Source organism: Salmonella sp. JXY0409-18, from assembly GCF_020268625.1.
GTDB lineage: Bacteria > Pseudomonadota > Gammaproteobacteria > Enterobacterales > Enterobacteriaceae > Salmonella > Salmonella enterica.
Map to the genome: position 1 here is coordinate 1,567,407 of NZ_CP084216.1, position 26,190 is coordinate 1,593,596.

General features: G+C 54.4%; 25 protein-coding genes, 1 tRNA gene and 1 pseudogene. 11 read left to right on the plus strand and 16 right to left on the minus strand.

From position 1 onward, the window contains the following. Window positions 1-6: 6 nt before the first annotated feature. Genes LDB27_RS07350 through LDB27_RS07375 form a run of 6 tightly spaced genes read left to right on the plus strand, consistent with a single transcriptional unit; the run spans window position 7 to window position 4,951 of the window. On the plus strand, window positions 7-744 hold the full coding sequence (locus tag LDB27_RS07350; protein WP_225519900.1) for a heme ABC transporter permease: 738 nt from the start codon (window positions 7-9) through the stop codon (window positions 742-744). Continuing rightward, window positions 741-953 (plus strand): heme exporter protein CcmD, encoded by a 213-nt coding sequence (gene ccmD / locus LDB27_RS07355; protein WP_000074110.1) that lies wholly within the window; start codon window positions 741-743, stop codon window positions 951-953. Before LDB27_RS07350 ends, ccmD begins: the two co-directional genes overlap by 4 nt. Beyond that, entirely contained in the window at window positions 950-1,429 is a 480-nt protein-coding gene (gene ccmE, locus LDB27_RS07360) for a cytochrome c maturation protein CcmE (protein ID WP_001053615.1), read from the plus strand. The genes ccmD and ccmE overlap by 4 nt, the downstream gene beginning before the upstream one ends. Next, window positions 1,426-3,357, plus strand: coding sequence for a heme lyase CcmF/NrfE family subunit (locus LDB27_RS07365; protein ID WP_225519901.1), 1,932 nt, complete (start codon window positions 1,426-1,428; stop codon window positions 3,355-3,357). The genes ccmE and LDB27_RS07365 overlap by 4 nt, the downstream gene beginning before the upstream one ends. Further along, window positions 3,354-3,911 (plus strand): thiol:disulfide interchange protein DsbE, encoded by a 558-nt coding sequence (gene dsbE, locus LDB27_RS07370; protein WP_000828299.1) that lies wholly within the window; start codon window positions 3,354-3,356, stop codon window positions 3,909-3,911. The genes LDB27_RS07365 and dsbE overlap by 4 nt, the downstream gene beginning before the upstream one ends. Further along, window positions 3,908-4,951, plus strand: a complete 1,044-nt coding sequence (locus LDB27_RS07375) for a cytochrome c-type biogenesis protein CcmH (RefSeq protein WP_023972132.1) — start codon at window positions 3,908-3,910, stop codon at window positions 4,949-4,951. Before dsbE ends, LDB27_RS07375 begins: the two co-directional genes overlap by 4 nt. 43 nt (window positions 4,952-4,994) lie before the next feature. Here LDB27_RS07375 and narP read toward each other — a convergent pair whose 3' ends face one another. Beyond that, on the minus strand, window positions 4,995-5,642 hold the full coding sequence (gene narP, locus LDB27_RS07380) for a nitrate/nitrite response regulator protein NarP (protein ID WP_001115500.1): 648 nt from the start codon (window positions 5,640-5,642) through the stop codon (window positions 4,995-4,997). Between the two features lie 818 nt (window positions 5,643-6,460). On the opposite strand from narP, the gene pagL reads away from it, so the two are divergent. Further along, entirely contained in the window at window positions 6,461-7,024 is a 564-nt protein-coding gene (gene pagL / locus LDB27_RS07385) for a lipid A 3-O-deacylase PagL (protein ID WP_000281869.1), read from the plus strand. A 192-nt stretch (window positions 7,025-7,216) separates the two neighbouring features. On the opposite strand, the gene LDB27_RS07390 is transcribed toward pagL, so the two are convergent. The 5 genes and pseudogenes from LDB27_RS07390 to LDB27_RS07410 all read right to left on the minus strand — a co-directional run bounded on the left by LDB27_RS07390 (window position 7,217) and on the right by LDB27_RS07410 (window position 9,631). Next, entirely contained in the window at window positions 7,217-7,420 is a 204-nt protein-coding gene (locus LDB27_RS07390; protein WP_023213884.1) for an MsgA-like virulence protein, read from the minus strand. Next, a pseudogene (locus LDB27_RS07395) lies at window positions 7,414-7,506 on the minus strand (hypothetical protein); the annotation flags it as partial. The gene LDB27_RS07390 and the pseudogene LDB27_RS07395, both read right to left, overlap by 7 nt. Then, window positions 7,462-7,538: transfer RNA gene (locus LDB27_RS07400), tRNA-Pro, on the minus strand. The pseudogene LDB27_RS07395 and the gene LDB27_RS07400, both read right to left, overlap by 45 nt. A gap of 73 nt (window positions 7,539-7,611) precedes the next feature. Continuing rightward, the gene (gene yejM, locus LDB27_RS07405; RefSeq protein WP_001645270.1) at window positions 7,612-9,372 is read right to left on the minus strand and encodes an LPS biosynthesis-modulating metalloenzyme YejM; all 1,761 of its coding nucleotides are present in this window, start codon (window positions 9,370-9,372) and stop codon (window positions 7,612-7,614) included. A gap of 31 nt (window positions 9,373-9,403) precedes the next feature. Then, entirely contained in the window at window positions 9,404-9,631 is a 228-nt protein-coding gene (locus tag LDB27_RS07410) for a YejL family protein (protein ID WP_001135904.1), read from the minus strand. A gap of 179 nt (window positions 9,632-9,810) precedes the next feature. Between LDB27_RS07410 and yejK the strand changes: the two genes are divergently transcribed. After that, window positions 9,811-10,818: a nucleoid-associated protein YejK gene (yejK, locus tag LDB27_RS07415; RefSeq protein ID WP_000050806.1), complete on the plus strand. Its 1,008-nt coding sequence runs from the start codon at window positions 9,811-9,813 to the stop codon at window positions 10,816-10,818. Between the two features lie 120 nt (window positions 10,819-10,938). On the opposite strand, the gene rplY is transcribed toward yejK, so the two are convergent. Next, the gene (gene rplY / locus LDB27_RS07420) at window positions 10,939-11,223 is read right to left on the minus strand and encodes a 50S ribosomal protein L25 (protein WP_000494192.1); all 285 of its coding nucleotides are present in this window, start codon (window positions 11,221-11,223) and stop codon (window positions 10,939-10,941) included. Between the two features lie 124 nt (window positions 11,224-11,347). Beyond that, on the minus strand, window positions 11,348-13,108 hold the full coding sequence (locus LDB27_RS07425) for a DEAD/DEAH box helicase (RefSeq protein ID WP_023231111.1): 1,761 nt from the start codon (window positions 13,106-13,108) through the stop codon (window positions 11,348-11,350). A gap of 152 nt (window positions 13,109-13,260) precedes the next feature. Between LDB27_RS07425 and rsuA the strand changes: the two genes are divergently transcribed. The 3 genes from rsuA to LDB27_RS07440 all read left to right on the plus strand — a co-directional run bounded on the left by rsuA (window position 13,261) and on the right by LDB27_RS07440 (window position 15,909). Further along, window positions 13,261-13,956: a 16S rRNA pseudouridine(516) synthase RsuA gene (gene rsuA, locus LDB27_RS07430; protein ID WP_001234844.1), complete on the plus strand. Its 696-nt coding sequence runs from the start codon at window positions 13,261-13,263 to the stop codon at window positions 13,954-13,956. A 27-nt stretch (window positions 13,957-13,983) separates the two neighbouring features. Then, a complete protein-coding gene (locus LDB27_RS07435; RefSeq protein WP_000213349.1) occupies window positions 13,984-15,174 on the plus strand; it encodes a Bcr/CflA family multidrug efflux MFS transporter in 1,191 nt (396 codons plus the stop codon). Between the two features lie 390 nt (window positions 15,175-15,564). Continuing rightward, a complete protein-coding gene (locus LDB27_RS07440) occupies window positions 15,565-15,909 on the plus strand; it encodes a YejG family protein (RefSeq protein ID WP_001094639.1) in 345 nt (114 codons plus the stop codon). Between the two features lie 3 nt (window positions 15,910-15,912). Here the strand turns inward: LDB27_RS07440 and yejF are convergent, their stop codons facing one another. The 8 genes from yejF to LDB27_RS07480 form a co-directional block, all read right to left on the minus strand. Next, window positions 15,913-17,502 carry a microcin C ABC transporter ATP-binding protein YejF gene (gene yejF / locus LDB27_RS07445; RefSeq protein ID WP_000203619.1) on the minus strand — a complete coding sequence of 530 codons (1,590 nt, stop codon included), beginning with the start codon at window positions 17,500-17,502 and terminating at the stop codon, window positions 15,913-15,915. A 1-nt stretch (window position 17,503) separates the two neighbouring features. Then, a complete protein-coding gene (locus tag LDB27_RS07450) occupies window positions 17,504-18,529 on the minus strand; it encodes an ABC transporter permease (RefSeq protein ID WP_001137748.1) in 1,026 nt (341 codons plus the stop codon). Further along, window positions 18,529-19,623, minus strand: coding sequence for a microcin C ABC transporter permease YejB (locus LDB27_RS07455; RefSeq protein WP_023231110.1), 1,095 nt, complete (start codon window positions 19,621-19,623; stop codon window positions 18,529-18,531). Before LDB27_RS07455 ends, LDB27_RS07450 begins: the two co-directional genes overlap by 1 nt. Before the next feature lie 9 nt (window positions 19,624-19,632). Further along, window positions 19,633-21,438, minus strand: a complete 1,806-nt coding sequence (locus tag LDB27_RS07460) for an extracellular solute-binding protein (protein ID WP_023231109.1) — start codon at window positions 21,436-21,438, stop codon at window positions 19,633-19,635. Window positions 21,439-21,544: 106 nt separating this feature from the next. Then, complete coding sequence (locus LDB27_RS07465; protein ID WP_000957765.1) at window positions 21,545-23,101, minus strand: cyclic di-GMP phosphodiesterase; 1,557 nt, start codon at window positions 23,099-23,101, stop codon at window positions 21,545-21,547. Window positions 23,102-23,426: 325 nt separating this feature from the next. Then, a complete protein-coding gene (gene mepS / locus LDB27_RS07470) occupies window positions 23,427-23,999 on the minus strand; it encodes a bifunctional murein DD-endopeptidase/murein LD-carboxypeptidase (RefSeq protein ID WP_000241015.1) in 573 nt (190 codons plus the stop codon). A 413-nt stretch (window positions 24,000-24,412) separates the two neighbouring features. Continuing rightward, complete coding sequence (locus LDB27_RS07475; protein WP_000178095.1) at window positions 24,413-25,132, minus strand: phosphatase PAP2 family protein; 720 nt, start codon at window positions 25,130-25,132, stop codon at window positions 24,413-24,415. Window positions 25,133-25,161: 29 nt separating this feature from the next. Continuing rightward, on the minus strand, window positions 25,162-26,148 hold the full coding sequence (locus LDB27_RS07480) for a CobW family GTP-binding protein (RefSeq protein WP_000169350.1): 987 nt from the start codon (window positions 26,146-26,148) through the stop codon (window positions 25,162-25,164). Between the last annotated feature and the right edge of the window lie 42 nt (window positions 26,149-26,190).

A 26,190-nucleotide genomic window follows, 5' to 3' on the forward strand; every position in this document is an offset into this window, starting at 1 on the left:
ACGACTATGTGGAAAACCCTTCATCAGCTGGCGGCGCCGCCCCGGCTGTATCAGATTTGCGGCAGGCTCGTGCCGTGGCTGGCGGCGGCCGGCATCATCGTGCTGGCCACCGGCTGGGCCCGGGGCTTTGGTTTCGCCCCGGCGGACTACCAGCAGGGGGAGGGCTACCGCATTATGTACCTGCATGTCCCGGCGGCCATCTGGTCAATGGGTATCTATGCGGCGATGGCGGTGGCGGCGTTTACCGGGCTGGTCTGGCAGATGAAAATGGCCAGCCTTGCCGTCGCGGCGATGGCGCCGGTGGGGGCGGTGTACACCTTCATCGCGCTGGTCACCGGCGCGGCGTGGGGCAAACCGATGTGGGGCACCTGGTGGGTGTGGGACGCGCGCCTGACCTCGGAGCTGGTGCTGCTGTTTCTCTACGCCGGGGTCATCGCCCTGTGGCACGCCTTTGACGACCGTAAAATGGCCGGGCGCGCGGCGGGCATTCTGGTGCTGGTCGGCGTGGTGAACCTGCCGGTTATCCACTATTCCGTCGAGTGGTGGAACACCCTGCACCAGGGCTCGACGCAGATGCAGCAGAGTATCGACCCGGCGATGCGCTCGCCGCTGCGCTGGGCCATCGCCGGCTACCTGCTGCTCTTTATGACGCTGGCGCTGATGCGGATGCGCAACCTGATTTTACTGATGGAAAAACGCCGCCCGTGGGTGAGCGAACTGATACTGAAAAGGGGGCACCGGTGAGTCCGGCATTTTCATCGTGGAGCGATTTTTTCGCCATGGGCGGGTACGCCTTTTTTGTCTGGCTGGCGGTGGCGATGACCGTGGCGCCGCTGGCGCTGCTGGCGCTGCACACGGTGCTGCAGCGCCGGGCCATTCTGCGCGGCGTGGCGCAGCAGCGGGCGCGCGAGGCGCGGATGCGTGCCGCACAGGCGCAACAGGAGGCGGCGTGAACCTGCGACGTAAAAACCGGCTATGGGTGGTCTGCGCGGTGCTGGCGGGCCTGGGGCTGACCACCGCCCTGGTCCTGTACGCGCTGCGCGCGAATATCGACCTGTTCTATACCCCCGGCGAAATTCTCTACGGCAAGCGCGAGACGCAGCAGCTGCCGGCGGCGGGCCAGCGCCTGCGCGTCGGCGGGATGGTGATGCCCGGCAGCGTCAGGCGCGCCCCGGACTCGCTGAAGGTGAACTTCAGCCTCTACGACGCCGAAGGGGCGGTGACGGTGAGCTATGAGGGGATACTGCCGGACCTGTTCCGCGAGGGGCAGGGGGTGGTGGTGCAGGGCACCCTGGAGAAGGGCAACCACGTCCTGGCGCAGGAGGTGCTGGCCAAGCATGACGAGAACTACACCCCGCCGGAAGTGGAAAAGGCGATGCAGGAAAACCACCGCCGCCCGCAACGCGCTGATAAGGACACCTCATCATGATGCCTGAATACGGCCACGCGCTGCTGTGCCTGGCGCTCGGCGTGGCGCTGCTGCTGTCCGTTTACCCGCTGTGGGGCGTGGCGCGCGGCGACGCGCGGATGATGGCGTCGGCCGGGGTGTTCGCCTGGCTGCTGTTTATCTGCGTGGCGGGCGCGTTTTTCGTGCTGGTGCACGCCTTTGTGGTTAACGACTTCACCGTGGCCTATGTCGCCGGCAACTCGAACACGCAGCTGCCGGTGTGGTACCGGGTGGCCGCCACCTGGGGAGCGCACGAGGGCTCGCTGCTGCTGTGGGTGCTGCTGATGAGCGGCTGGACCCTGGCGGTGGCGGTGTTCAGCCGGCCGGTGCCGGCGGATATCGTCGCCCGGGTGCTGGCGGTGATGGGAATGGTCTGCGCCGGTTTTCTGGCGTTCATCCTGTTCACTTCCAGCCCGTTCGCCCGCACGCTGCCGGCCTTTCCGGTGGAGGGGCGCGACCTGAACCCGCTGCTGCAGGACCCGGGGCTGATTTTCCACCCGCCGCTGCTGTACATGGGCTATGTCGGCTTCTCGGTGGCCTTCGCCTTCGCCATCGCCGCGCTGCTGAGCGGGCGTCTGGACAGCGCGTTCACCCGTTTTGCCCGCCCGTGGACGCTGGCGGCGTGGGTGTTCCTGACGCTGGGCATCGTGCTCGGCTCGGCGTGGGCCTACTACGAGCTGGGCTGGGGCGGCTGGTGGTTCTGGGACCCGGTGGAGAACGCCTCCTTTATGCCGTGGCTGGCGGGCACCGCCCTGCTGCACTCGCTGGCGGTCACGGAACAGCGCGCCGGCTTCAGGGCGTGGACGCTGCTGCTGTCCATCTGCGCCTTCTCGCTGTGCCTGCTGGGCACCTTCCTGGTGCGCTCCGGGGTGCTGGTGTCGGTGCACGCCTTCGCCTCCGACCCGGCACGCGGGATGTTTATCCTCGCCTTTATGGTGCTGGTCACCGGCGGCTCGCTGCTGCTGTTCGCCGTGCGCGGGCACCGGGTGCGTTCGCGGGTGAACAACACGCTGTGGTCGCGCGAGTCGCTGCTGCTCGGCAATAATGTCCTGCTGATGGCCGCCATGCTGGTGGTGCTGCTGGGCACCCTGCTGCCGCTGGTGCACAAACAGCTGGGGCTGGGCAGCATTTCGGTGGGGGAGCCGTTCTTTAACACCATGTTCACCTGGCTGATGGTCCCCTTTGCCCTGCTGCTGGGGGTGGGGCCGCTGGTGCGCTGGGGCCGGGACCGGCCGCGTAACATCAGGAAACTGCTGCTCACCGCCCTGGTCTCCACCCTGGTGCTGTCGGTACTTTTGCCATGGCTGCTGGAAGATAAAATCATCGCCATGACGGCGGTGGGGATGGCGATGGCCTGCTGGATTGCGGTGCTGGCGGTGGCCGAAGCCGTACAGCGCGTGTCCCGCGGCGCCAGGATTTCCCTCAGCTACCTGGGAATGGTGGCGGCGCACCTCGGGCTGGCGGTGACGATTACCGGCATCGCCTTCAGCCAGAATTACAGCGTGGAGCGTGACGTGCGGATGCGGGCGGGCGACAGCGTGACCATTCACGACTACCGCTTCACCTTCCGGGAGGTGCGGGACATCACCGGCCCCAACTACCGTGGCGGGGTGGCCCTCATCGGGGTGACGCGCCACGGCGAGCCGGAGGCGGTGCTGCACGCGGAGAAACGGCTCTACAACACCAGCCGGATGGTGATGACCGAGGCGGCGATTGACGGCGGGCTGACCCGCGACCTGTACGCCGCGCTCGGGGAGGAGCTGGACAACGGCGCGTGGGCCGTGCGCCTGTACTACAAACCGTTTGTCCGCTGGATATGGGCCGGGGGGCTGCTGATGGCGCTGGGCGGGCTGCTGTGCCTGGCGGACCCGCGCTACCGCCGCCGTAAACCATTGCCGGAGGCCGGATGAAACGCAACGTACTGTTATTACCGCTGCTGATTTTTCTGCTGATTGCCGCGGCGCTGCTGTGGCAGCTGGCGCGCAACGCGCAGGGGGATGACCCGACGAATCTCGAATCGGCGCTGACCGGAAAGCCGGTGCCGGCGTTCCGCCTGGAATCGCTGGAGACGCCGGGTCAGTACTACCAGGCGGAGGTGCTGACGCAGGGGAAACCGGTGCTGCTTAACGTCTGGGCCACCTGGTGCCCGACCTGCCGCGCCGAGCATCAGTACCTGAACCGGCTGGCCGCGCAGGGTATCCGGGTGGTCGGGCTGAACTATAAGGACGACCGGGCGAAGGCGGTGGCCTGGTTAAAAGAACTGGGTAACCCGTATGCGCTGAGTTTATCGGACAGCGACGGGATGCTGGGGCTGGACCTGGGCGTGTACGGCGCGCCGGAAACCTTCCTCATCGACGGCAGGGGGATTATCCGCTACCGCCATGCGGGCGATTTGAATGCCCGGGTATGGGAAAGTGAACTGAAACCGCTGTGGGACAGATACAGCCGGGAGGCGGCGCAATGAGACTGTTACCGGGCATGGTGATGCTGATGCTGGTGCTGGTTATCGCCGGGTCAGCGCGGGCAACCACCGACGTGATGCCGTTTAAAGATGAAGCGCAGGAGCAGCAGTTCCGCCAGCTCACGGAGCAGCTGCGCTGCCCGAAATGCCAGAACAACAGCATTGCGGACTCGAACGCGATGATAGCCACCGACATGCGCCGCAGGGTGTATGACCTGATGCAGGAGGGGAAGAGCCGCCAGGAAATCATCGATTACATGGTGGCGCGCTACGGCAACTTCGTCACCTACGACCCGCCGCTGACCCCGCTGACGGTGCTGCTGTGGGTGCTGCCGCTGGCCGCCATCGTGGCGGGCGGGTGGATAATCGTCGCCCGCACGCGCCGGCGGGTGCGTATCAGACAGGACGTCCTGGCTGACGCCATTCCGGCGGCGGGACCACGCGCAGGGGTGGGGGTGTATCTTCCGGGCGTGGTTATGGCGCTGGTCGTGGCCGCCATCAGTTACTCACAGACCGGCAGCTATCCGCAGGTGAGGGCCTGGCAGCAGGCGACGGCGCAGACGCCCGGGCTGCTGGCGCGGGCGCTGGACCCGCAGGCGCAGCCGCTGAATGAGGAGGAGATGGCGCGGCTGGCGCTGGGGCTGCGCACCCGCCTGCAGAATGATGCCGGCAATGTTGAGGGCTGGCTCATGCTGGGGCGCACCGGTATGGTACTGGGTAATGCCGGTACCGCCACCGGGGCGTATGCGAACGCCTACCGCCTGGACCCGAAAAACAGCGATGCGGCGCTGGGCTACGCGGAGGCGCTGACGCGCTCGTCCGACCCGGAGGATAACCGCCGCGGCGGGGAGCTGCTGCGCCGGCTGGTGAGCCGTGACCACACGGATATCCGGGTGTTAAGCCTGTATGCGTTCAGCGCCTTTGAGCAGCAGCGCTTTGATGAGGCGGTGGCGGCCTGGGAGATGATGCTGAAGTTACTGCCGGCGGGTGACGCCCGGCGGGCGGTGATAGAGCGCAGTATCCGGCTGGCGCAGGAGAAATAATGCCCTGACGGCCCGGTGGCGTGGCGCCATCGGGCCTGACTTGTTACTGCATTCCGCGTGTTTGTAAAAATAGAATGGTCGCCGCGACGCGCGAGCGCACGTTTAGCTTGCGAAGCAGATTACGAATGTGCACCTTAACCGTCTGCTCAGAAATATTCAGTACTGACGCAATCTGTTTGTTAGAAAGCCCCTGCGCCAGCTCATGCAAGACATCTAACTCTCGTTCGGTCAGGATACTAAAGGGATCTTCCTGCGCGCCAAACCGTTCGCGCTCACGCAGATATTCATTGACCCGATCGCTAAAGACTTTACCGCCGTTAGCGCCTTTGCGAATGGCCTCCAGCAGCACTTCTGGATCGCTATCTTTGAGCAGATAACCGTCGGCACCGGCGTCGATCAGCGCGTAGATGTCGCTGGCGGAATCCGAGACGGTAAGAATAATAATTTGCGCCGTCACACCATCCCGGCGTAGCGCGTTCAGGGTATCTAACCCGCTCAGACCTTTCATATTCAGATCCAGCAGGATCAGATCGGGCTCAATGCGATTCGCCAGATCGATCGCACTCGCCCCGTCACCCGCTTCGGCAACGACATAAAAAGCCGGATCCAGTTCCAGTAATTGACGAATACCTCGCCGCATAAGTGGATGGTCGTCCACAATAAGCACCTGAAAAGGTGTTACTTCAGGCATGCTATATCTCCTGAGTTTTATTAGAATGATTATTGTTTTCAGCGCGGAAATCGTCCAGATTTGCCACATTGTCAAGCGTGTAAATTTTACCCTAATTAGTGCATGGGTAAGTAGTAAAACCTGTGACAGGCGAGTAATTAGCTGAACGATAGAAAGGATAAAACAACCCGTTGTGAGAGAAAACAGAATACTCCCTGAGGTTGAATACTGGTCTGGACGCTTTTTTCGGACAATGTGACATAACAGAAGTGTGGCATATGTTGCTGCGCCCTTGCACCCGTAAGTCCAGACTATCTTTACTGGTATGAAATTCCTTATTAAAAGTCATGGCGTCTAAAGCTTGTCATTATTAACAAATTATTTTAATTGAATTTATTTATTGTTTTATTAATGTCAATGAAATACATCTGAGCAGAACGAATAAACCGCGACATCTGTTAAATTAAATATCAAGTCAATAGTAGAGATATTTTTATGCGATAAAGAGATTCTGACGATATTCTTATCATAAATGAAAATGTGGTCAGGAATGAGAGTCGTTCACTTATAACTTATCCTGGATGTGCCTGAACAACACTCGCGGCGTTTTGAGCACCCATTGGGGCGACTCAAGGGGAAAGCGTAGTGAGTATGTTTTGATGTCTGCACACAGTCCATGTCCAGCCTGTTTGCATCAAAAATGCTGGTTGGAGTAATTATGAAAATAATATTAATACTGGATGCTATATCAGCCGTTTCTGTGAGCGTAAGCGTGGCGTAGAAAATTTTAAATATATTAGTCGGTTAAAAATAGCTATTGACATTGAAATGGTGATGGAGTGTATATGAAGAGAATATTTATATATATATTATTACTTTGTGCATTCGCATGTTCTGCTAATGATAATGTTTTTTTTGGTAAGGGAAACAAACATCAGATCTCTTTTGCTGGGGGAGAAAGTATAAGGAGAGGAGGGGTTGAGCACTTATATACGGCTTTTCTGACATACAGTGAACCCAGCGATTTTTTCTTTTTACAGGCAAGAAATAATCTGGAGTTAGGAGGATTTAAGGCTAAGGGGAACGATGATTGCAGTAAACATTCTGGCAGCGTTCCCTGCAATAAATATAACCAGGGCGTATTGGGTATCTCGAAGGATGTGGCGCTGGTTCATTTCGCTGGTATCTATACCGGTATTGGTCTGGGGGCTTATATAAAATCTAAGTCGCGAGATGATATGCGCGTCAATTCTGCATTTACCTTTGGAGAAAAAGCGTTTCTTGGTTGGAACTTTGGGGCTTTTTCTACAGAAGCTTATATCCGGCATTTCTCGAATGGATCACTCACGGATAAAAATTCAGGGCATAATTTTGTAGGTGCCTCAATTAGTTATAATTTCTGAAGTTGAATAACAATTAGCGAGTTGCTGGCTGAAGGAGTAGTTAATCGCCGTACGTTGTCTACAAAAACGTGTTGTGACTAGCCGATCGTTATCGACCCTATGGCGACAGGGAGGTTAATTGTTAGTGACAAAGAAGTGGTAAGCCATTTACGTTACCAGAACGTTTTATTATTGCTGCGACAGATTGCTTACTCATTTACCTGCCACTGCAAACATTTCTTCCAGCATAGGGTGTAGATGCGCTTTTTCTGTTTTAGTACAAACATGGTTTACGTTATTTGCCTGCACTGACTTTACTGTGACCACTGCACAGGAAAGATGTCCGATCAGTTCATGCAAAATCAGTTCATGCAAAATAACGTCTCTGGCATCAGCTAACTTTTTAATTGCAGGCATAAAAAAACCAGCCCTGAGAGGCTGGTTTTTAAGGGGAATTTTGGTCGGCACGAGAGGATTTGAACCTCCGACCCCCGACACCCCATGACGGTGCGCTACCAGGCTGCGCTACGTGCCGACTTGTGGGTGCTAATACTACCTCTTTCCAACGCGAATGCAAGGGGAAACGGTGCTAACTGATTTATAATTAATCAGTTAGCGATAAAACGTTTCTCTTCTGTTAGCACTTGCAGCAGCAGACTGAGCTGCGGCTTCTGATCTTTGATCTTCTCGCCGTGTAAGTCATAGGTCTGATAATGACCGTTATTATTGAGCACCAGGGTCATTTGCGGCGTCGTGATTGCCAGCGTACTGCCGTCTGCCGCCGTTACCCAGTTATGACGACGTGGAACGGTAAAGATGTCCTGGCCCTGTGAATATTCGTTCGCTGGCGTGCTGACATGTAACAGGCGTTGCATCAACGTGGTCATCACATCGGTATGATCGGTAAGCACATTAATACGCTGCGCAGGCGTCCCCGGCCAGTGGATCACCAGCGGTACTTGCAGATGACCTTGCGACCAGTCGAAGCGATTTTCTTCCGGCGTCAACGGTATGCCGCGTCCTGCGGTAATGATCACGACGGTATTGTCGAATTTACCGGCCTCTCGCAGCGCGTTCAGAACCCGATTGATTTGCGCATCCACGTCGCTGGCGGCGCTGGCGTAACGCTTAACAAAATTCTTCTGATTACTGTCATCAATGTTAGTACCGTTAAACGATACCCATGAGAACCAGCGGTTATCTTCCTGTGCGTAGCGTCCAAGCCAGTCTATCCACTGGCTGGCCGTTTGCGCATCAGACTGCGTCTGCGCTGCCGGCATCGAGAAATCGGACAGTAATGCCTGACGGTAAAGCGGGCTGGCGAAACCATCCGAAGAAAACAGTCCCAGTTGGTAGCCTTGCTGATTCAACGCGGTAATGAGCGCCGCAGGGGTTCTGGTGGATAACACGCCATCCATATAGCCTGGCGATATGCCATAGAACAGGCCGAAAATACCGTTATCAGTGGTATTCCCTGAACTCATATGACGGGTGAAGTCGATGTTTTGTTCGGCAAATTTAGCCAGCTCCGGCATCTGCTTCTCAAAGCGAGAATAGTTCAGGCCGTCTACGGTAATGAGCAGCACATTCTGACCGGTGCCCATATCGCGATAGTGCAAATTGCTGAGCGGGTACTGAACGGAGACCGCTTCCGGATTGCCTTGCTCTACCAGACGGCGCTGATATTCCTGCGCATCCAGCAGACCGTGTTTTTCAAGAAAACGTCGCGCCGTCATCGGATAAGAGAGCGGCAGGTTTGCCCGCTGCATGGTAATCGGCCGGTAAAAATTAGCGTCTGCCCAGATGTAGATAAGATGCGATGCGATAAAGGAGACGAAAAAGAATGCCGCAAGCGGCCTTGCGAAATGGCGGCGGCGCGTGAGACTGCGCAGCTTTTGCCAACTCCATGTCGCAAATAGCATCTCAATCAATAAGATAACCGGCACGCTAATAAACATAAGCTGCCAGTCGCGCGCCGTTTCGTTCTGGTCAGGGTTGATGACCAGCTCCCAGACAATGGGGTTAAGATGCAGGTGAAAACGGGTAAAGACTTCGCTGTCGATAAGCAACAACGTCATACCCGCGGTCGCCAGAATGGCTGATAAAAACCGCATCAGCCGCTGGGACATCACGATAAACGTGAGCGGAAAAAGAATAAGCAAATAGGTGGCGAACACCAGAAAGCTAAAGTGCCCGACAATGCTCAGGTAGGAGTATATGCGACCCGCAAGCGTTGTCGGCCAGTCGGCGACAAACAGGTAACGGCTGCCGAGCAACGTAGCCAACAGTATATTGAACAGAGCGAACCAGTGCCCCCAGCTAACCATCTGGGAGACTTTTTCACGGTAGCGCTGACGATGAGTTACCATACCTGTCGCTTGTTTCTCCGGAGTCGGCTTTTTAGTGCGCGTTGTCTTCGCTAATCGAAGACTGCAAGGCGCGGGCAAAAGAGTTCGCAATCGCCTGGCGCTGAGCCGGCGCAACGCTGGTGTTGATAAGGTTGGTGACCATATTTCCCAGCACCATCAGGGAAAGATCGGTCGGCGCCTTATGTTTTTCCAGTACACTGAGCAGTTCGCTCAGCAGTTGTTCAACATGTTCATCACTATAGCGGGAGAGTTGTGGCATAAATCAAAATCTGTTTGTTCATGAAAGGGCAACATATTACCGTAGCAACAGTTTTTTTTCTGCATTTTTATCCCCTAAATCATTCGCGTTACGGATAACGCCTGAAATGGCAGGGCGATTGCTTGCGTCTTCCGGCAGGCGGTGGTTGAATACCGCCCGGTCTTAAAGGAGAGTTTATCATGAGTCTGGATATCAACCAGATTGCCCTGCACCAGCTTATCAAGCGCGATGAGCAAAATCTTGAGCTGGTCTTGCGCGATTCATTGCTGGAGCCGACAACCACCGTTGTCGAGATGGTGGCTGAACTGCATCGGGTCTATAGCGCCAAGAATAAGGCGTATGGCCTGTTTAATGAAGAGAGTGAACTGGCGCAAGCGCTGCGGTTGCAACGTCAGGGGGAAGAAGATTTTCTTGCCTTTAGCCGGGCGGCGACCGGACGCCTGCGTGACGAACTGGCGAAATATCCCTTTGCGGACGGCGGCATTGTATTGTTCTGCCATTATCGTTACCTGGCGGTGGAGTATCTGCTGGTTACGGTACTGAACAACCTGAGCAGTATGCGGGTCAATGAAAATCTGGACATTAACCCGACGCATTATCTTGATATTAACCATGCGGATATCGTGGCGCGTATCGATCTTACCGAGTGGGAAACTAATCCGCAATCGACCCGCTATCTGACGTTCCTGAAAGGTCGGGTAGGGCGCAAGGTCGCTGACTTCTTTATGGATTTCCTCGGCGCCAGCGAAGGGTTGAACGCCAAAGCGCAGAATCGCGGCCTGTTGCAGGCAGTGGATGATTTCACCGCAGAAGCGCAGTTGGATAAAGCAGAACGTCAGAACGTGCGTCAGCAGGTGTACAGCTACTGCAACGAGCAGTTACAAGCCGGGGAAGAGATTGAGCTGGAATCGCTGTCTAAAGAGCTTTCCGGCGTCAGTGAAGTCAGCTTCAGCGAATTTACCGCCGAAAAAGGCTATGAGCTGGAAGAGAGCTTCCCGGCAGATCGCAGTACGCTACGCCAGTTAACCAAATATGCCGGCAGCGGCGGCGGGTTAACGATTAACTTTGATGCGATGCTGCTGGGCGAGCGGATTTTCTGGGACCCGGCGACCGATACCCTGACTATCAAAGGGACGCCGCCGAATTTGCGCGATCAGTTGCAGCGACGCACGTCGGGCGGGAAATAAAGTCGCTTGCCGGATGGGGGAGGAAACGCCTTATCCGGCAAGTGTGATTCATCTTTACCGCGAACTAAATTCCATAAAAAAACCCCGCCGGGGCGGGGTTTTTCTTCAACTTCCAGGCGATTACGCGCGAACGAAGTCGATGTGAGTCAGCTTCGGTTTGTAAGCGTGACGCTGTACAGCCTGAGCTTTAACTTTTACTTCTTTACCGTCAACAACGAGGGTCAGAACTTCGCTGTAGAATTCAGCTTTAGCTTGCATGTTCATCACCTGGTCGTGGTCCAGTTCGATAGCAATCGGGGCTTCAGAACCGCCGTAGATGATTGCCGGGAACTTGTTAGCGGCGCGCAGGCGGCGGCTCGCACCCTTACCCTGCTCTTTACGTACTTCTGCGTTGATAGTAAACATTTAAATCTCTCTTTAATAATTCCTGCTACAGGCGACCCAGCAACAGGTAAGTGATCTGCTTTGCGTATGCAAAGGCGGGCGGGATTCTATACTCAAATCGCCGTTACATCAATGAAAAGTACAATTAACCACGTAATTCGTGCGCCCGGCGGAAGCGGCCTTCATAGTCGAACACTTTTTCACGCACCTGCCAGTACTGGCCTTTCATCCGCGCGACCACAAAATCGGGATGCCGCAACAGCGCCTGCTGCGCGACAATATCCGCCGCCGTGATCCAGCGTAAAGGAACGCCGGGCGTGCGGGTATGCGGGCGAATAAATAGCTGTTCGAAAGCGGTACGCTGGGCGGACGTGTGCAAGCGGAAGCGCTCACTGACATCCGCGCCGTCCTCGTCATAGTAAGTTATTTTCAGCCATTCGCCTTTCTCATCCTGCCCATGCTGCATCGTCATTCCGCTACAGCGCAGGACTAACGCATCCTTGAGCCTGAGCGCCGCTTTTAACATATCGTCCGGGTCGACCAGAATGGCGTCACATTCCCGGCAGCGTCGGGCGGCAATATCGTTTTCGGCATTACACTGCGGGCAGTTTTTGAAGCGAAAGCGAAAATCGCACTGCTCGCGATGGCCGTCGTCATCCTCAAACCAGCCCTGGCAGCGACGGCCAAAGTGTTCAATCAGCGTGCCGTCGGCAGTGGTTTTCCCCCAGAAGGTGTTGGCAAAGCCGCAGGCCGGGCAAAATACCTGGACAGGGACGTTATCGCTTTTTCCCTTCGGGCTACCGACCTCCGGGGCATACAGGTCGTGCGGGTTGCCTGCGTAATCAAGAATCAGGCAATCGGTCTTTCCCGGCGCAAGGCGCAGACCACGCCCGACAATTTGTTGGTAAAGACTAACTGACTCGGTGGGACGTAGAATCGCGATGAGATCAACGTGTGGGGCGTCAAAGCCGGTGGTCAGCACCGAGACGTTAACCAGATAGCGAAAACGCTGCGCCTTGAAATTATCAATCAGCGCGTCGCGCTCGGGCCCTGGCGTATCGCCGGTAATCAGCGCCGCGTCGTCCGCCGGAAGCAGACCGACAATCTCTTTCGCATGTTCGACCGTAGCGGCGAAAATCATCACGCCTTTGCGCGTTTGCGCAAATTCCATAATCTGGCTGATGATGTGCGGCGTAATCCGCTGCTGCTTTTTCAGCTCGCGGTTCAGGTCGGCTTCGCTGAACAGCCCATTGCTTTGGGCCTGCAGGCGGCTGAAATCGTATTGGACCACTGGCATATCAAGCCGCTCAGGCGGCGTCAGATAGCCGTGTTTAATCATATAGCGCAGCGGCAGTTCATAAATACAGTCGCGAAACAGCGCGTTGTCGTTGCCGCGCACCATACCGTGGTAATGAAATTGATAAATCCAGCCTTTTCCGAGGCGGAAAGGCGTGGCGGTGAGCCCAAGCAGACGTAAGTGAGGATTAACTTTACTCAGGTGAGTGAGGATTTGCTGATACTGACTGTCTTCATCGTCACCGATGCGGTGGCATTCATCGACAATCAACAGCGAAAACTCCTCCTGGAAGGCGTCAAGATTACGCGCCACCGACTGTACGCTGCCGAACACGACTTTGCCCTGACTCTCTTTACGTTTGAGTCCGGCGGCGAAAATATCCGCTTCCAGCCCCAGCGCGCAATATTTGGCGTGGTTCTGCGCGACCAGCTCTTTCACATGCGCCAGCACCAGTACCCGTCCGCGGGCGACGCGCGCCAGTTCGGCGATCACCAGGCTTTTACCTGCGCCGGTCGGCAGAACAATCACGGCGGGCGTACGGTGGTGGCGAAAGTGGCTGAGCGTGGCGTCTACGGCTTCTTGCTGGTAGGGGCGGAGTGTAAAAATCATGGTCTCACTACGTTAAACGGTTCCGGGAATAGTATGCCATGAATCATTTTCCCTTGAGGGATATAGTTAGCCCGCTATACTGAGCGGATAGCAATTCCCTTTTTTCGGGTAGAATGCCCGATTTCCGTATTATTACAGGCTAAATCACACACATGCGACTTGATAAATTTATCGCTCAGCAGCTTGGCGTCAGCCGCGCTATTGCCGGGCGTGAAATTCGTGGTAACCGCGTTACCGTCGATGGCGACATCATTAAAAATGCGGCCTTCAAACTGCTCCCGGAACATGCGGTTGCGTATGACGGCAATCCCTTAGCGCAGCAACACGGGCCACGCTATTTTATGCTTAACAAGCCGCAGGGATACGTTTGTTCAACCGATGATCCTGATCATCCAACGGTGCTGTATTTCCTGGATGAGCCGGTGGCGTATAGGCTGCATGCCGCAGGACGTCTGGATATCGATACTACCGGTCTGGTGTTAATGACAGATGACGGTCAGTGGTCGCACCGTATTACGTCGCCGCGCCATCACTGTGAAAAAACCTATCTGGTGACCCTGGAGTCGCCGGTGGCCGACGATACGGCAGCGCAATTTGCGAAAGGCGTGCAGTTGCATAATGAAAAAGATCTCACTAAACCCGCTACGCTGGAGGTGATAACGCCTGTGCAGGTCCGTCTGACCATCAGCGAAGGCCGTTATCATCAGGTGAAGCGGATGTTTGCCGCAGTAGGCAATCGCGTTGTGGAACTGCACCGCGAACGGATTGGCGCCATTACGCTGGATGAGAATCTGGCTCCCGGCGAGTACCGCCCGTTGACTGAAGAAGAAATCGCCAGCGTCGGCTAACTATCTCGTTAAATTCAGGAGTTCGATGTGACCACCCGGCAGCACTCTTCCTTTGCCATTGTCTTTATTCTTGGCCTGTTGGCCATGTTAATGCCGCTGTCGATTGATATGTATCTTCCAGCGCTGCCGGTGATTTCTGCGCAATTCGGCGTACCTGCCGGTAGCGCGCAGATGACACTCAGCACCTATATTCTGGGGTTTGCGCTGGGTCAGCTTATCTATGGACCGATGGCAGATAGCCTCGGGCGTAAGCCGGTCATCCTGGGCGGGACGCTGGTATTTGCCGCTGCGGCGGTCGCCTGTGCGTTGGCGCAGACTATCGATCAACTGATCGTGATGCGTTTCTTTCACGGTTTGGCGGCCGCAGCGGCAAGCGTCGTCATCAATGCGCTGATGCGGGATATTTATCCAAAGGAAGAGTTTTCGCGCATGATGTCATTTGTCATGCTGGTCACTACGATAGCGCCGTTAATGGCGCCCATTGTCGGCGGCTGGGTGTTGGTATGGTTAAGCTGGCACTATATCTTCTGGATACTGGCCATTGCGGCGATTCTGGCGTCAGTCATGATCTTTGCTTTGATTAAAGAGACGCTGCCCGTTGAGCGGCGTCAGCCTTTTCATATTCGTACCACAATAGGTAACTTTGCCGCGTTGTTTCGCCACAAACGCGTACTGAGCTATATGCTGGCGAGCGGGTTTAGTTTTGCCGGTATGTTCTCTTTTTTGAGCGCGGGGCCGTTTGTTTATATCGAAATTAATCATGTTCCGCCCCAGGATTTCGGCTACTACTTCGCGTTGAACATCGTATTTCTGTTTGTGATGACGATTATCAACAGCCGTTTTGTCAGACGGGTAGGGGCGCTAAACATGTTTCGGGCCGGGCTATGGATTCAGTTTGCGATGGCGGTGTGGATGGTTTTCAGCGCGCTGATGGGCATTGGATTCTGGGCGCTGGTGGTCGGCGTTGCGGCGTTTGTCGGCTGTGTGTCGATGGTTTCGTCCAATGCGATGGCGGTCATTTTGGATGAGTTTCCGCATATGGCCGGAACGGCGTCTTCGTTGGCGGGCACTTTCCGCTTTGGTATTGGCGCTATCGTCGGCGCGTTGCTGTCGCTGGCTACCTTTACCAGTGCGTGGCCGATGATCTGGTCGATTGCGCTTTGCGCCGCCTGTTCCATTCTGTTTTATCTCTACGCCAGCCGTCCCAAAAAACGGTGACGGGCGCGCTGTCCCTCAATGGCGCCGAAGAATGCGCAGGCGGCGTTGGGGGACGCTATCCGCTACACGATGGCAAAGCCAAACGGCTTTCATAGTTGATGCATATCAATTACCAATTCATCATTTTCCTCATTTATGTTTATTTTATGTAAAATCCATTTATGTAAAAAGTCACATCATTGTAGTTAAAAAGGTTGAGTTAGATCGCAGAAACGGGTACATATAGCCCGCCGCTATCTCCGCGTCGGTAAAACTATTTTAACTCCCGCTTGCTGTAGAGCCACTGACGGAGAGAAGGGCGTTAGCAATCTGTTTAAGGACGGGTTGTCAATGATGTGTTAATATAAATGTAAGCAAATTGTGAAGTAATTGTGCTTCCGGGGAAAGAAAGTGAATACATTACAGCTCTCAATTGTTCACCGTCTGCCGCAAAACTATCGCTGGTCGGCGGGTTTTGCGGGGTCAAAGGTTGAACCGATTCCGCAAAACGGGCAGAGCACCGAGAATAGTCTGGTGGCGCTTAAACTGTTGAGTCCGGCAGGCGATAGCGCGTGGTCAGTGATGCATAAGCTCAGCCAGGCGCTAAGCGATATTGAAGTTCCTTGCTCCGTGCTGGAGTGCGAAGGGGAACCGTGCCTGTTCGTTAATCGTCAGGATGAGTTTGCCGCCACCTGTCGGCTGAAAAATTTCGGCGTGGCGATAGCGGAACCTTTTTCTAACAATAATCCTTTTTAGGCGTCAGCTTAACGCGAGTAGCTGACGCGTATAGGCCTGTTGCGGTGCGGTAAACACGCGCTCGCATTGCCCCTGTTCAACCACCTCCCCCTGTCGCAGCACGATAACCTGATGGCACAGCGCGCGTACTACATGCAGATCGTGGCTAATGAAGATATAGGCCAGACGGTGCTTTTGCTGGAGCGATTTCAGGAGGGCAAGAATCTGCGCCTGAACGGTTTTATCCAGCGATGAGGTCGGTTCATCCAGAATAATAAGCGACGGTTTTAAAATCAGCGCCCTGGCGACTGCGATACGTTGACGCTGGCCGCCGGAAAACTCAGCGGGGTAACGATGCCGCGTTTCCGGGTCCAGGCCGACTTCCATCATGACCGCTTTTACCTGCTGTTCGCGCTGCGCGCCTGAAAGCGTAGGCTGGTGGACGCGCAGGCCTTCTTCGATAATTTGCAACACGTTTAAACGCGGGTTTAGCGATGAGTTCGGGTCCTGGAATACGACCTGGATACGGTGGCGAACAGGTAAAAGCTGGCGGCGGTTTAACGTATCCAGCGATTGACCGTCAAACACGATGCGGCCTTCGGAACGGATAAGCCGTAACAGCGCCAGACCGGTGGTGCTTTTTCCCGATCCTGACTCGCCGACCAGACCCAGCGTTTCGCCTGGATGCAGGGTGAAACTGATATTGTTAACCACCACATTATGATCCACGACGCGCTTCAGAATGCCTTTGCGGATCGGGAAGGCGACGCGCAGCCTGTCCACTTCCAGCAACGGCGTCTGCCCGGCGGGGAGCGGAACCGGATCGCCTGTGGGTTCGCTGTTGAGTAGTTTTTGCGTGTACGGATGGGTCGGCGCGGAGAGCAGCGTGTCGGCGCGTTGGTTCTCTACGCACTTGCCGTGTTGCATTACCGCCACTGAATCCGCCAGTTTTTTTACAATGCTGAGGTTATGGGTGATAAACAGCAATCCCATATTGAGCTCGCGCTGGAGTTCCCGCAGTAGAGATAAAATCTGCGCCTGTACGGAGACGTCGAGGGCGGTGGTCGGCTCATCGGCGATCAGTAATTCCGGCCGTGTTAACAGCGCCATGGCTATCATGACGCGCTGGCGTTCGCCGCCGGAAAGCTGATGCGGATAATCGCGCAGACGCTGGCTCGCCTGGCGGATACCGACCCGATCCAGACAACCGATCATCTCCGCCCTTGCCGCCTCCCGACGCATTCCCCGATGGAGCGACAGCACTTCATAGAGCTGTTTTTCCAGCGTATGCAGCGGGTTAAGTGAAACCATCGGTTCCTGAAAAATCATGGCGATTTTATTGCCGCGCACGCCGCGTAGCGTCTGCTCGCTGGCATGGAGCAATGATTCGCCGTGAAAGCGAATATCGCCGGAGAGGTAGACGGCGGGAGGGGTAGGCAAAAGACGCAGAATGGAAAGCGCCGTCACGCTTTTTCCTGACCCGGACTCGCCGACCAGCGCCAGCGTTTCCCCGGCGTTCACCTGTAACGAAATGGCGTTAACGACAGGACGTACGTGCTGTTGCTGACGGAAACCTACCGATAAATTTTCAATCGCAAGCAATGGAGATGTCATCTTATACCGCCTTAGCAGGATCAAAGGCGTCGCGTACCGCTTCGCCGATAAAAATCAGCAGCGATAGCAGAATAGCGACAGACAGAAAGGCGGCGATCCCCAGCCAGGGAGCCTGTAAGTTGTTTTTCCCCTGTAAAAGAAGTTCGCCGAGAGAAGGGGAGCCAAGCGGCAGACCAAATCCCAGAAAATCCAGCGACGTCAGGGTGGTGATGGAGCTACATAAAATGAACGGTAAAAATGTCAGGGTAGCGACCATCGCATTAGGCAACATATGGCGCAGGATAATGTCACGATCGCTGACGCCAAGCGCCTGCGCGGCGCGGATATAGTCAAAATTGCGGGTCCGTAAAAACTCGGCGCGCACCACGCCCACTAGACTCATCCAGCCAAACAGTACGGTTATGGCCAGCAGCCACCAGAAGTTAGGCTGCACTACGCTGGAAAGTAAAATAATCAGAAACAGGGTCGGCATCCCCGACCAGACTTCGATGAGACGTTGTCCCCATAAATCGACTTTGCCGCCATAATAGCCCTGTAGCGCGCCCGCCAGTACGCCCATGACGCTGGAGCAAATCGTTAACATCAGACCGAATAAAATAGAAATGCGGGTGCCGTACAGGATGCGGGCGAAAACGTCGCCGCCATTCGCATCGGTGCCCAGCCAGTTTTTCGCCGAAGGCGGGGAGGGGAAAGGCTGCGTGGTGGCAAAATTAATGGTATTGGCGCCAAAGCGTACGGGGGCCCACAACACCCAGCCCCGATTCTCAAGCTGCCGTTGTAGCCAGGGGTCCTGATAATCTGCCGTTGTCGCCAGCGGGCCGCCGAAATCGCGCTCGCTGTAATTTTTTACCAGCGGAAAATACCACTGGCCTTCATAGCGCACCAGCAATGGCTTATCGTTAGCAATCAGTTCCGCGCATAAGCTCAGGCTGAACACGATCAGAAAAATCCATAGTGACCAGTAGCCCCGGCGATTATGGCGGAAACGCGCCCAGCGGGCCTGATTGACCGGGCTTAATCGCGGCATTATCGTCCCTCAAAATCAATGCGTGGATCGACCAGCGTATAGCTGATATCGCTCAGGATATTCAGTAATAAGCCAATCAGGGTAAAGATATAAAGCGTGCCGAACATCACCGGATAGTCGCGCGAAACAGTTGCTTCATAACCCAGCAGCCCCAGGCCGTTGAGTGAGAACATGACTTCAATTAGCAGCGAGCCGGTGAAAAACATACTGATAAAAGTGGCGGGAAACCCGGCGATCACCAGTAGCATGGCGTTACGAAAAACATGTTTCCAGAGAATGTTTTTTTCACTCACGCCTTTAGCGCGAGCGGTAACGACATACTGTTTACGCACCTCGTCGAGAAACGAATTTTTCGTCAGCATCGTCAGGGCGGCAAAACCGCCGATGACGGTCGCCAGCACCGGCAGCGTAATATGCCACAAATAATCGGTGATTTTCTGGTACCACGGTAATGTGTCAAAGTTGGCGGAGACCAGGCCACGTAGCGGAAAAATATCGTAGTAGCTGCCGCCGGCAAAAAAGACGATTAATAAAATAGCAAACAGAAAGGCGGGGATCGCATAACCGATAATGATAAACGCGCTGCTCCACACATCAAAGCGACTGCCGTTATGGACGGCTTTGCGAATCCCCAGCGGGATAGACACCAGATAAATAATCAGCGTGCTCCATAATCCCAGGGTAATGGAGACGGGAAGGCTATCTTTGATCAGCGTTAGTACGGATGCGCTGCGAAACAGACTGTCGCCGAAGTCAAAAGAGAGATAGTCCCGTAGCATCTTGAAATAACGCTCATGCAGCGGTTTGTCGAAGCCGTAGCGATGGGTGATCTCCGCGATCACCTCCGGATCGAGTCCCCGGCCGCCGCGATAATGGCTGTCGCTGATATTGCCGACGCCGGTTTGCGCATGACTGGCGCGAACGCCTTCGCCGCTGGTGCCGGGCAACGCGCCGCCCTGGCCAAATTCAATCGCGGCAATCGCTTGATCGACAGGGCCGCCGGGAGCAATCTGCACGATAAAAAAGTTAATGGTAATAATGGCCCATAGCGTGGGGATCACCAGTAACAGACGGCGGATAAGATAGGCGCCCATTGATTCTTACTACCTCCTGGCTGCCGGTAGTTTGGCGGCTTTGTTGACATCATACCACCAGGTATCTAACCCGATGGTATATACCGGGCGAATCGCCGGATGAGAGAATTTATCCCACCAGGCGAGCCTGTCTTGCGCCATATACCACATCGGCAGCATGTAATAGTTCCAGGTCAGCACGCGATCCAGCGCCCGTCCCAGCGGCACCAGTTTCGCTTTATCACCCTGCGCTGCGATAATTTGCGCGATCAGTTTATCCACCACCGGGCTTTGTACGCCGGGAGCGTTATAACTGGAGTCAATGTATTCCGACGCCCATGAGATTTGTAGATCGGAGCTGGGCCAGGGCATCGCCCGCCATAGCCTCGGCATCATGTCATAGTCGCGGCTACGCATCCGGTTGGTGAGTTGAGAATTATCAACCTGGCGGATAGTCATCGTAATGCCCAGACGCTGAAGATTATGCTGGAAGGGCAGAACCCACTGGCTATTACTGCTGGCAGGAAGGAGAAGTTCAAACGTCAGAGGCTTACCGGTGACGCTATTGACCCGTTGCTGTCCGTTGATCACCCATCCGGCCAGCGTCAACAAGGCGTCAGCTTTAAGAAGATTTTCGCGATCGTAGCCGTCGCCGTTAGAGACCGGCGGCTGATAGATCTGGGTGAAGACTTCAGGAGGAAGATCTTTTTTCATCGGCGCGAGTAATACCAGCTCATCGGCGTCAGGGTAATTTCTGGCAGCGTACTCGGTATTCTGGAAGTAACTGTTGGTTCGGCTCCAGGCATTATAGAACAGCGCTTTATTCATCCACTCAAAATCGAAGGCCAGGGTGACAGCTTCACGTACCCGCCGGTCTTTAAATACCGGGCGCTGAATATTAAAGGCCAGCCAGCGTGTGTCCTGCGCCGACTCGTTTTTCTGCTCTTCTTTAATGATGTAATGATTATCGAAATTTTTACCGATGTAGCGCGTTGCCCAGTTCTTAGCGTCGTTTTCCAGCCGTAGATCAAATGCGCCCGCTTTAAACGCCTCGAAAGCGACATTGTCATCAAGGTAGTAATCGTAGCGGATAGTGTCGAGGTTAAAACGTCCACGATTGACCGGCAGATTAGCCGCCCAGTAGTTTTTGACGCGTGAATAGACAATGTATTGGCCCATTTTCCACTGAGTAATCCGGTATGGCCCGCTGGCTAAGGGCGGCGTTGAAAGCGGATCGCTGAGTTTGTGATTTTTCCAGAATTTTTCGGGCATGATCGGTAGTGAAAACAGACTAAGCATGTCTTCTTTACCAGGCTTCGCCAGCTCAATTCGCACGGTTAAAGGCGCAATCGCCTTCACGGTAGTACCTTTATAGACCAGACGGAACTGCGGTACGCCTTCGGTCATAAACTTATGAAAGGTAAAGGCCACATCGCGGGCGGTAATGGGCGTGCCATCGTGAAAACGAGCGCGGGGATTAATCGAGATTTCCACCCAGGAATAGTCGGCGGCATAGCGGGCATGGTCGGCAATCAGCGGATAATAGCTTCCGGGTTCATCATCTGAGGTGGTAAAAAGCGTATCGTAAAGGGCTTCGGTACGTACGCCGGGATTGCCGCGCAGCGAATAGCGATTGAAATTATCGAACGTACCAATGGCGGAAAGCGTCATCTGACCGCCTTTCGGCGCAGCAGGATTCACATAATCAAAGTGATCAAAGTTAAAAGCATACTTAGGTTCGCCGAGTACGGCGAAAGCGTAGCTTTCTTTGATTTCCTGGGCCTGGGCGCCAGCGCTAACCAGTGCGACAAGCAGAAGCATTACGCGCGCAATCATCTGAAGGCGGTTTCCTTATCGTATTGCCCGCTGCAAACCGGCAGGCGTTTCGCTGAATAATAAGTGACGTTGCGTCTGATGTGAATCCGTTAAAACCGTAAGGGGACTACCATTCAGGCACGGAAGGCGCCGACATCCACAGCACGAAATCTTTTAGGGGTAAAGGACGGCTAATCCAGTACCCCTGCAAGTAATTAACACCGTGATCGCGTAGCCAACGGGCCTGCTCCGGCGTTTCAACGCCCTCGGCCACCGTCAGCATATTCAGGCGTCTGGAGAGCGTCAGCACGGTATCCAGAACCGGAGACGTGACGGTTTCCGTGCCGATCGCCTGGATAAAGCCGCGATCGATTTTCAGATAATCTAAAGTAAATCGCTCCAGATAAATCAGGGCGCTATGGCCTGTACCGAAATCATCTATAGCGATTTCAAACCCGGCGGAATGCAGCCATTCGAACAGTTTGGCCGCTTCATACTGCTGAAGCATATCGCGTTCAGTGATTTCCAGCACGATATGAAAATGGTGCGCGGGCAGGGCGTCCCTGAGCCGGTGCATATCCTCTTTAAAACTGTCGCTGTGCAGATGTTCCGGCGCGATGTTAATGCCAAATTTGGCACCGACGGGCATCACCTTCTGTAGCGTGGGCGCGTCGCGGGCGATCAGCTCGAACAGATGCTGCGTTAACGGTACGATAAGTTGCTGCGCTTCGGCATAGTGGATAAAGGCATCCGGCGGAATCTCGCCTGCCGTAGGGTGACGCCAGCGCAGTAAGACTTCAAGCCCGGTGACGCTCAGCGTACGAGTATCGACGACGGGCTGATAAACCACATAAAACTGCTCGTGTTTGATCGCCGTTAAAATCTCTTTGCCCGGTCGCGTCCTGAGGGCATAGATAAAGTAACAGATAAACCCCGCTACGATGCCGCTAATGCAGCCCAGCATCAACGCATACCATAAATCATTGTAGGTCCAGCTATCGGCATAAAGCTGTATTTTAAGCGGCAGGCCGTTGATAGTTGTCTGTCGTGATGGCGTACCCGGCAGCTCCGCGACGGTCAGCAGACGCGAAGAAAAAGTCGACAGCGCGGTATTGCCGACAATCAGCGCGATGCCGTTAAAATCGTCCTGGCGCGTGGTATAGAGTAAGTAGGGCGTCAGGTTAATATTCAGCGATGTGAATACGCCGCTGTCATTTAATAATGGGTTCCGATACCAAATCACCATTGTCGGTTTGTTGGGCATCATTGGCGTGCCGGGCAGAATCGCCATAGCAACGTCTTTGCGGATATCTATATCCGGTACCAGTTGCTGAAGCGGCATATTCATGGCGCCAGTGGCGGAAGAGCAGAACACTTTTTTATCTTTAATCAATAAGAAGGCGCGGACATTAAGGCTAAAAGCGGCTCTTGAGGTAAGTTCTGCGCCAACCTGCTGACAGGTGTTGATCGTCAACGGCTGAAGAATATCGGTGGTGGCTTTCAAGTCGGCGAAATAGCTGGCCAGGTAATGTTGTACATCAGAAAGGAGCGTATTGTATTTAACATCCCGTTTATGCCACGACAGGAAAAATTGCAGGCTACCAATAAGTAATGCTGCTGCCATCCCCGTAATGATACAGGTAAGCAGGATTTTCCGACCGGAAGAGGAGTCGCGTGTAAGCATAATTCCTGGTGTGACCTGAAAAGGCGGATGCCGGTTAATCTGGTTGATTTATAAGACTATAGCCTGGATTACCCCGGATAGTCATGCTTTTCTGTGATGCGCAGGAAAGCGTATTGTCGCAGTAGCCGTTGGGGGAAACGACCTGAATGCCTGATGGCACTATGTTTATCAGGCCTACGTTCGTGTGTGGTAGGCTGGATAAGAGGCGACACGTCGCCATTCGGCAAAATGGGTTCAGAAGGGATAATAAGCAAAAGCACTGCCGAAGCAGTGCTTTTTATGTCGTCTCATCAGGTAAGCCAAGGGAGGTGCTGCCTGATGAAGATTAACTGCGGCTCAGAACTCGACGCGCTTCATTGTAGCGTTTTTTCCAGTACGGTTCGTTCATACTGGAGATAATGACGCCGCTACTGGTAGACGCATGGACAAACTGGTTATTGCCGATATAAATACCGACATGACGACCAGTGGAACCGGCGCGGAACAGAACCAGATCGCCCGTACGCAGGTTATTGCGTGAAACTGCTTTGCCCATTTCCTGCTGTTCATAGGTTGAACGCGGAAGCTCTAAACCAAACTGTTCACGGAAGGTGCGCTGTACAAAGCTGGAACAGTCGACGCCTTTCTTAGTGCTGCCGCCCAGGCGGTAACGCACGCCTTTCCAGTCAGCATACTGATCCATAATCCGCGACTTAACGTCGAGGTTACGCACCATATTTTCAAATTCATCCTGAGAGGCTTGCAGTGAAGAGCTATCGCTATTGCCCACAGCATGCGTCTCAGAATGCATATTCTTTGCGGTATTGGTGGTTGTGCTACAAGCAGAAAGCAGAACCGCAACTGCAATCGCAGGAATCCCGCGCAAAATATATCTCAAAATCGGTTGAGATTTGACCATGTTGTTTGTTTTCCCTTGAAGTCCTTAACGATAAATATCGTTATAAAAATGCCAAACGTGATGAGACTAATTACCTGCACAGCTTGAGACAATTCTTTGTGCACAAATCTGTGGCGGAACGCACAAATTTATTCGCAATGAGAATAATTATCTGGCGAGGCAAAACGAGTTTGAGATTACCCGATTGTTGCTGTCATTGCGAGCGATTTCGCGTGATTTTTTATAAGAATTTATGATACGAAAAGTGAACTATCAGCACGGGTCAAATTAAGCGCAGATCGTTTAAAAATCGTGCAACCTGTTCATTTTGCAGAGGAATAATATGACCGAAAAATGATGGGCTGGGGGAATATCATCATAAATTACCTTCAACGATGTAAAACTATCGCTGAAGGTAATGTTAATTACATGGGTTATTTGTTTAAAATTTGTTTATTTCCGCCCGGGAGATAATTCTCAAAAAGCGCTATCGCCCGGTCGCTGAGCGGGGTCATCAGCCACCAGGGGAGGCCAATCAAAATAACCGTGAGCGACCCGACCACAATATCGGTGAACCAGTGAGCGCCAATCATAACGCGCGGAAACGCGAAAACCACAAATATAATAAGGGCGATAATCCCCGCCGTTTTGCCGAAATAACGCAGCATAAAGGCGGAAAATATCAGCAGCATCATACCGTGATCGCCTGGGAAACTGTCTTTTGACGCGTCTTTTGTCGGGATGTGCAGCAACTCGCTGACGCGATAAATATGCTCAAAAGAGAGCGTTGGGCTGGCGCGCTTGACGGGGATCAGCGCCTGACCGAGTTGGTTAAGCACCACCGCTGTTAGCAGCATGACCAATCCGATTATCACAATGCGTCGCCGACCCGATGCGTTTTCTTTTAGCCAGAAACTGAGCATCAGTCCGCCCATCGCCAGCAGCGAACAGCCGTCAAACGCCCGATTATTGGTAATAGCGACCCACCAGAGGAACGCGTGGCTTTCCACCAGTTTCTGGTTAAAGAAGTGGAATATGCCGGAATCAATGGTGAACCAGAAACCGTGATTGACGGGGAGATACCATGACAAAAACAGCGCCAGACCGGCGGCATTAAGCAGAATTATCAAGGAATAGCGGGTTTTCATCGTCATTTCGCCATAGTTTTTAAACGGTGGCAACCTTACGCGTGCGTCGCTAAACGAAGCTTCAACAAGGCCGTCTGTAACGTATTCCAGTCGGTTTCTGTGTTTGAGATAAGTTCAACCCGGCTATCCGGCGGCGCGACACTCTGTGTTTCGATGTGTAGGTCATCGCCCTGGCGATTGATGCGTACCAGCCCCTCTTGTATGCGCATAACGCCTTTCACCCGGCCCACCGGCGCCAGACGAGCCCATTCGAGGAGGCCAATGGTGTCAAACACGGTATCGGCATCGAAAATCCAGCCGCAGGCCTGATGACCTTGTCCGCTATTGAGGCTGCGTCGCCAGCGCTGCTGTGCGGGCAGATTTAGCGCGGCGAGTCCTTTTTTACTGGCATGAGTGTGAGAATGCGCGGCGCTGGCTGGCAGTTCCGCCAGATTTTGTCGCGGTAAATCCAGAAGCTTACCGTCTATCTGTCCATGTTCGGCATGAATCAGTTGGCGATCGCCGCCGTACTGTCGCCACCACTGTTGCAGGGCGGCATCGCTCTGCGCCGTGGCGCGATCGGTTTTATTGGCGATGATAATATCGGCTGAGGCGAGCTGATCGCGGAAATTTTCATTGGCGACGCTCTGTTGGTCCAGTAGCAGGCGAGGGTCAAGGATGCAGAGCGTAGCGCGTAAATCAATCCACGGCTCATAAACCGGCGCAGTTAATAAATCCAGAATCTGTTTTGGGTGCCCCAGTCCGGTTGGTTCAATCAGCAACCGGTCAGGTTTGCCCTGGCGTAGCAGCGTGTTGAGCCCCACCTGCATAGGCAATCCGTTGACGCAGCACATGCAGCCGCCGGGGATCTCTTTTAGCAGTGCGCCGCTGTCGGCAAGCAGCGCGCCGTCAATACCCACTTCGCCAAATTCATTGACCAGGACGGCCCACTTTTCAGCCGGATCTTTATGGGCTAATAAATGAAGGATAGAGGTGGTTTTTCCGCTACCGAGAAATCCAGTAATAAGATTGGTTTTGGTCACGTCAGCTCCAGAATATTGATACAACATAACAACTTTAATAAT

Excerpts from the sequence above, each read along its gene's own strand:
- LDB27_RS07350 (WP_225519900.1), top strand. The coding sequence starts at position 7 with ATGTGGAAAACCCTTCATCAGCTGGCGGCGCCGCCCCGGCTGTATCAG.
- LDB27_RS07365 (WP_225519901.1), top strand. The coding sequence starts at position 1,426 with ATGATGCCTGAATACGGCCACGCGCTGCTGTGCCTGGCGCTCGGCGTG.
- dsbE (WP_000828299.1), top strand. The coding sequence starts at position 3,354 with ATGAAACGCAACGTACTGTTATTACCGCTGCTGATTTTTCTGCTGATT.
- LDB27_RS07375 (WP_023972132.1), top strand. The coding sequence starts at position 3,908 with ATGAGACTGTTACCGGGCATGGTGATGCTGATGCTGGTGCTGGTTATC.
- narP (WP_001115500.1), bottom strand. The coding sequence starts at position 5,642 with ATGCCTGAAGTAACACCTTTTCAGGTGCTTATTGTGGACGACCATCCA.
- LDB27_RS07390 (WP_023213884.1), bottom strand. The coding sequence starts at position 7,420 with ATGCCTGCAATTAAAAAGTTAGCTGATGCCAGAGACGTTATTTTGCAT.
- yejM (WP_001645270.1), bottom strand. The coding sequence starts at position 9,372 with ATGGTAACTCATCGTCAGCGCTACCGTGAAAAAGTCTCCCAGATGGTT.
- LDB27_RS07410 (WP_001135904.1), bottom strand. The coding sequence starts at position 9,631 with ATGCCACAACTCTCCCGCTATAGTGATGAACATGTTGAACAACTGCTG.
- yejK (WP_000050806.1), top strand. The coding sequence starts at position 9,811 with ATGAGTCTGGATATCAACCAGATTGCCCTGCACCAGCTTATCAAGCGC.
- rplY (WP_000494192.1), bottom strand. The coding sequence starts at position 11,223 with ATGTTTACTATCAACGCAGAAGTACGTAAAGAGCAGGGTAAGGGTGCG.
- LDB27_RS07425 (WP_023231111.1), bottom strand. The coding sequence starts at position 13,108 with ATGATTTTTACACTCCGCCCCTACCAGCAAGAAGCCGTAGACGCCACG.
- rsuA (WP_001234844.1), top strand. The coding sequence starts at position 13,261 with ATGCGACTTGATAAATTTATCGCTCAGCAGCTTGGCGTCAGCCGCGCT.
- yejF (WP_000203619.1), bottom strand. The coding sequence starts at position 17,502 with ATGACATCTCCATTGCTTGCGATTGAAAATTTATCGGTAGGTTTCCGT.
- LDB27_RS07450 (WP_001137748.1), bottom strand. The coding sequence starts at position 18,529 with ATGCCGCGATTAAGCCCGGTCAATCAGGCCCGCTGGGCGCGTTTCCGC.
- LDB27_RS07455 (WP_023231110.1), bottom strand. The coding sequence starts at position 19,623 with ATGGGCGCCTATCTTATCCGCCGTCTGTTACTGGTGATCCCCACGCTA.
- LDB27_RS07460 (WP_023231109.1), bottom strand. The coding sequence starts at position 21,438 with ATGATTGCGCGCGTAATGCTTCTGCTTGTCGCACTGGTTAGCGCTGGC.
- LDB27_RS07465 (WP_000957765.1), bottom strand. The coding sequence starts at position 23,101 with ATGCTTACACGCGACTCCTCTTCCGGTCGGAAAATCCTGCTTACCTGT.
- mepS (WP_000241015.1), bottom strand. The coding sequence starts at position 23,999 with ATGGTCAAATCTCAACCGATTTTGAGATATATTTTGCGCGGGATTCCT.
- LDB27_RS07475 (WP_000178095.1), bottom strand. The coding sequence starts at position 25,132 with ATGACGATGAAAACCCGCTATTCCTTGATAATTCTGCTTAATGCCGCC.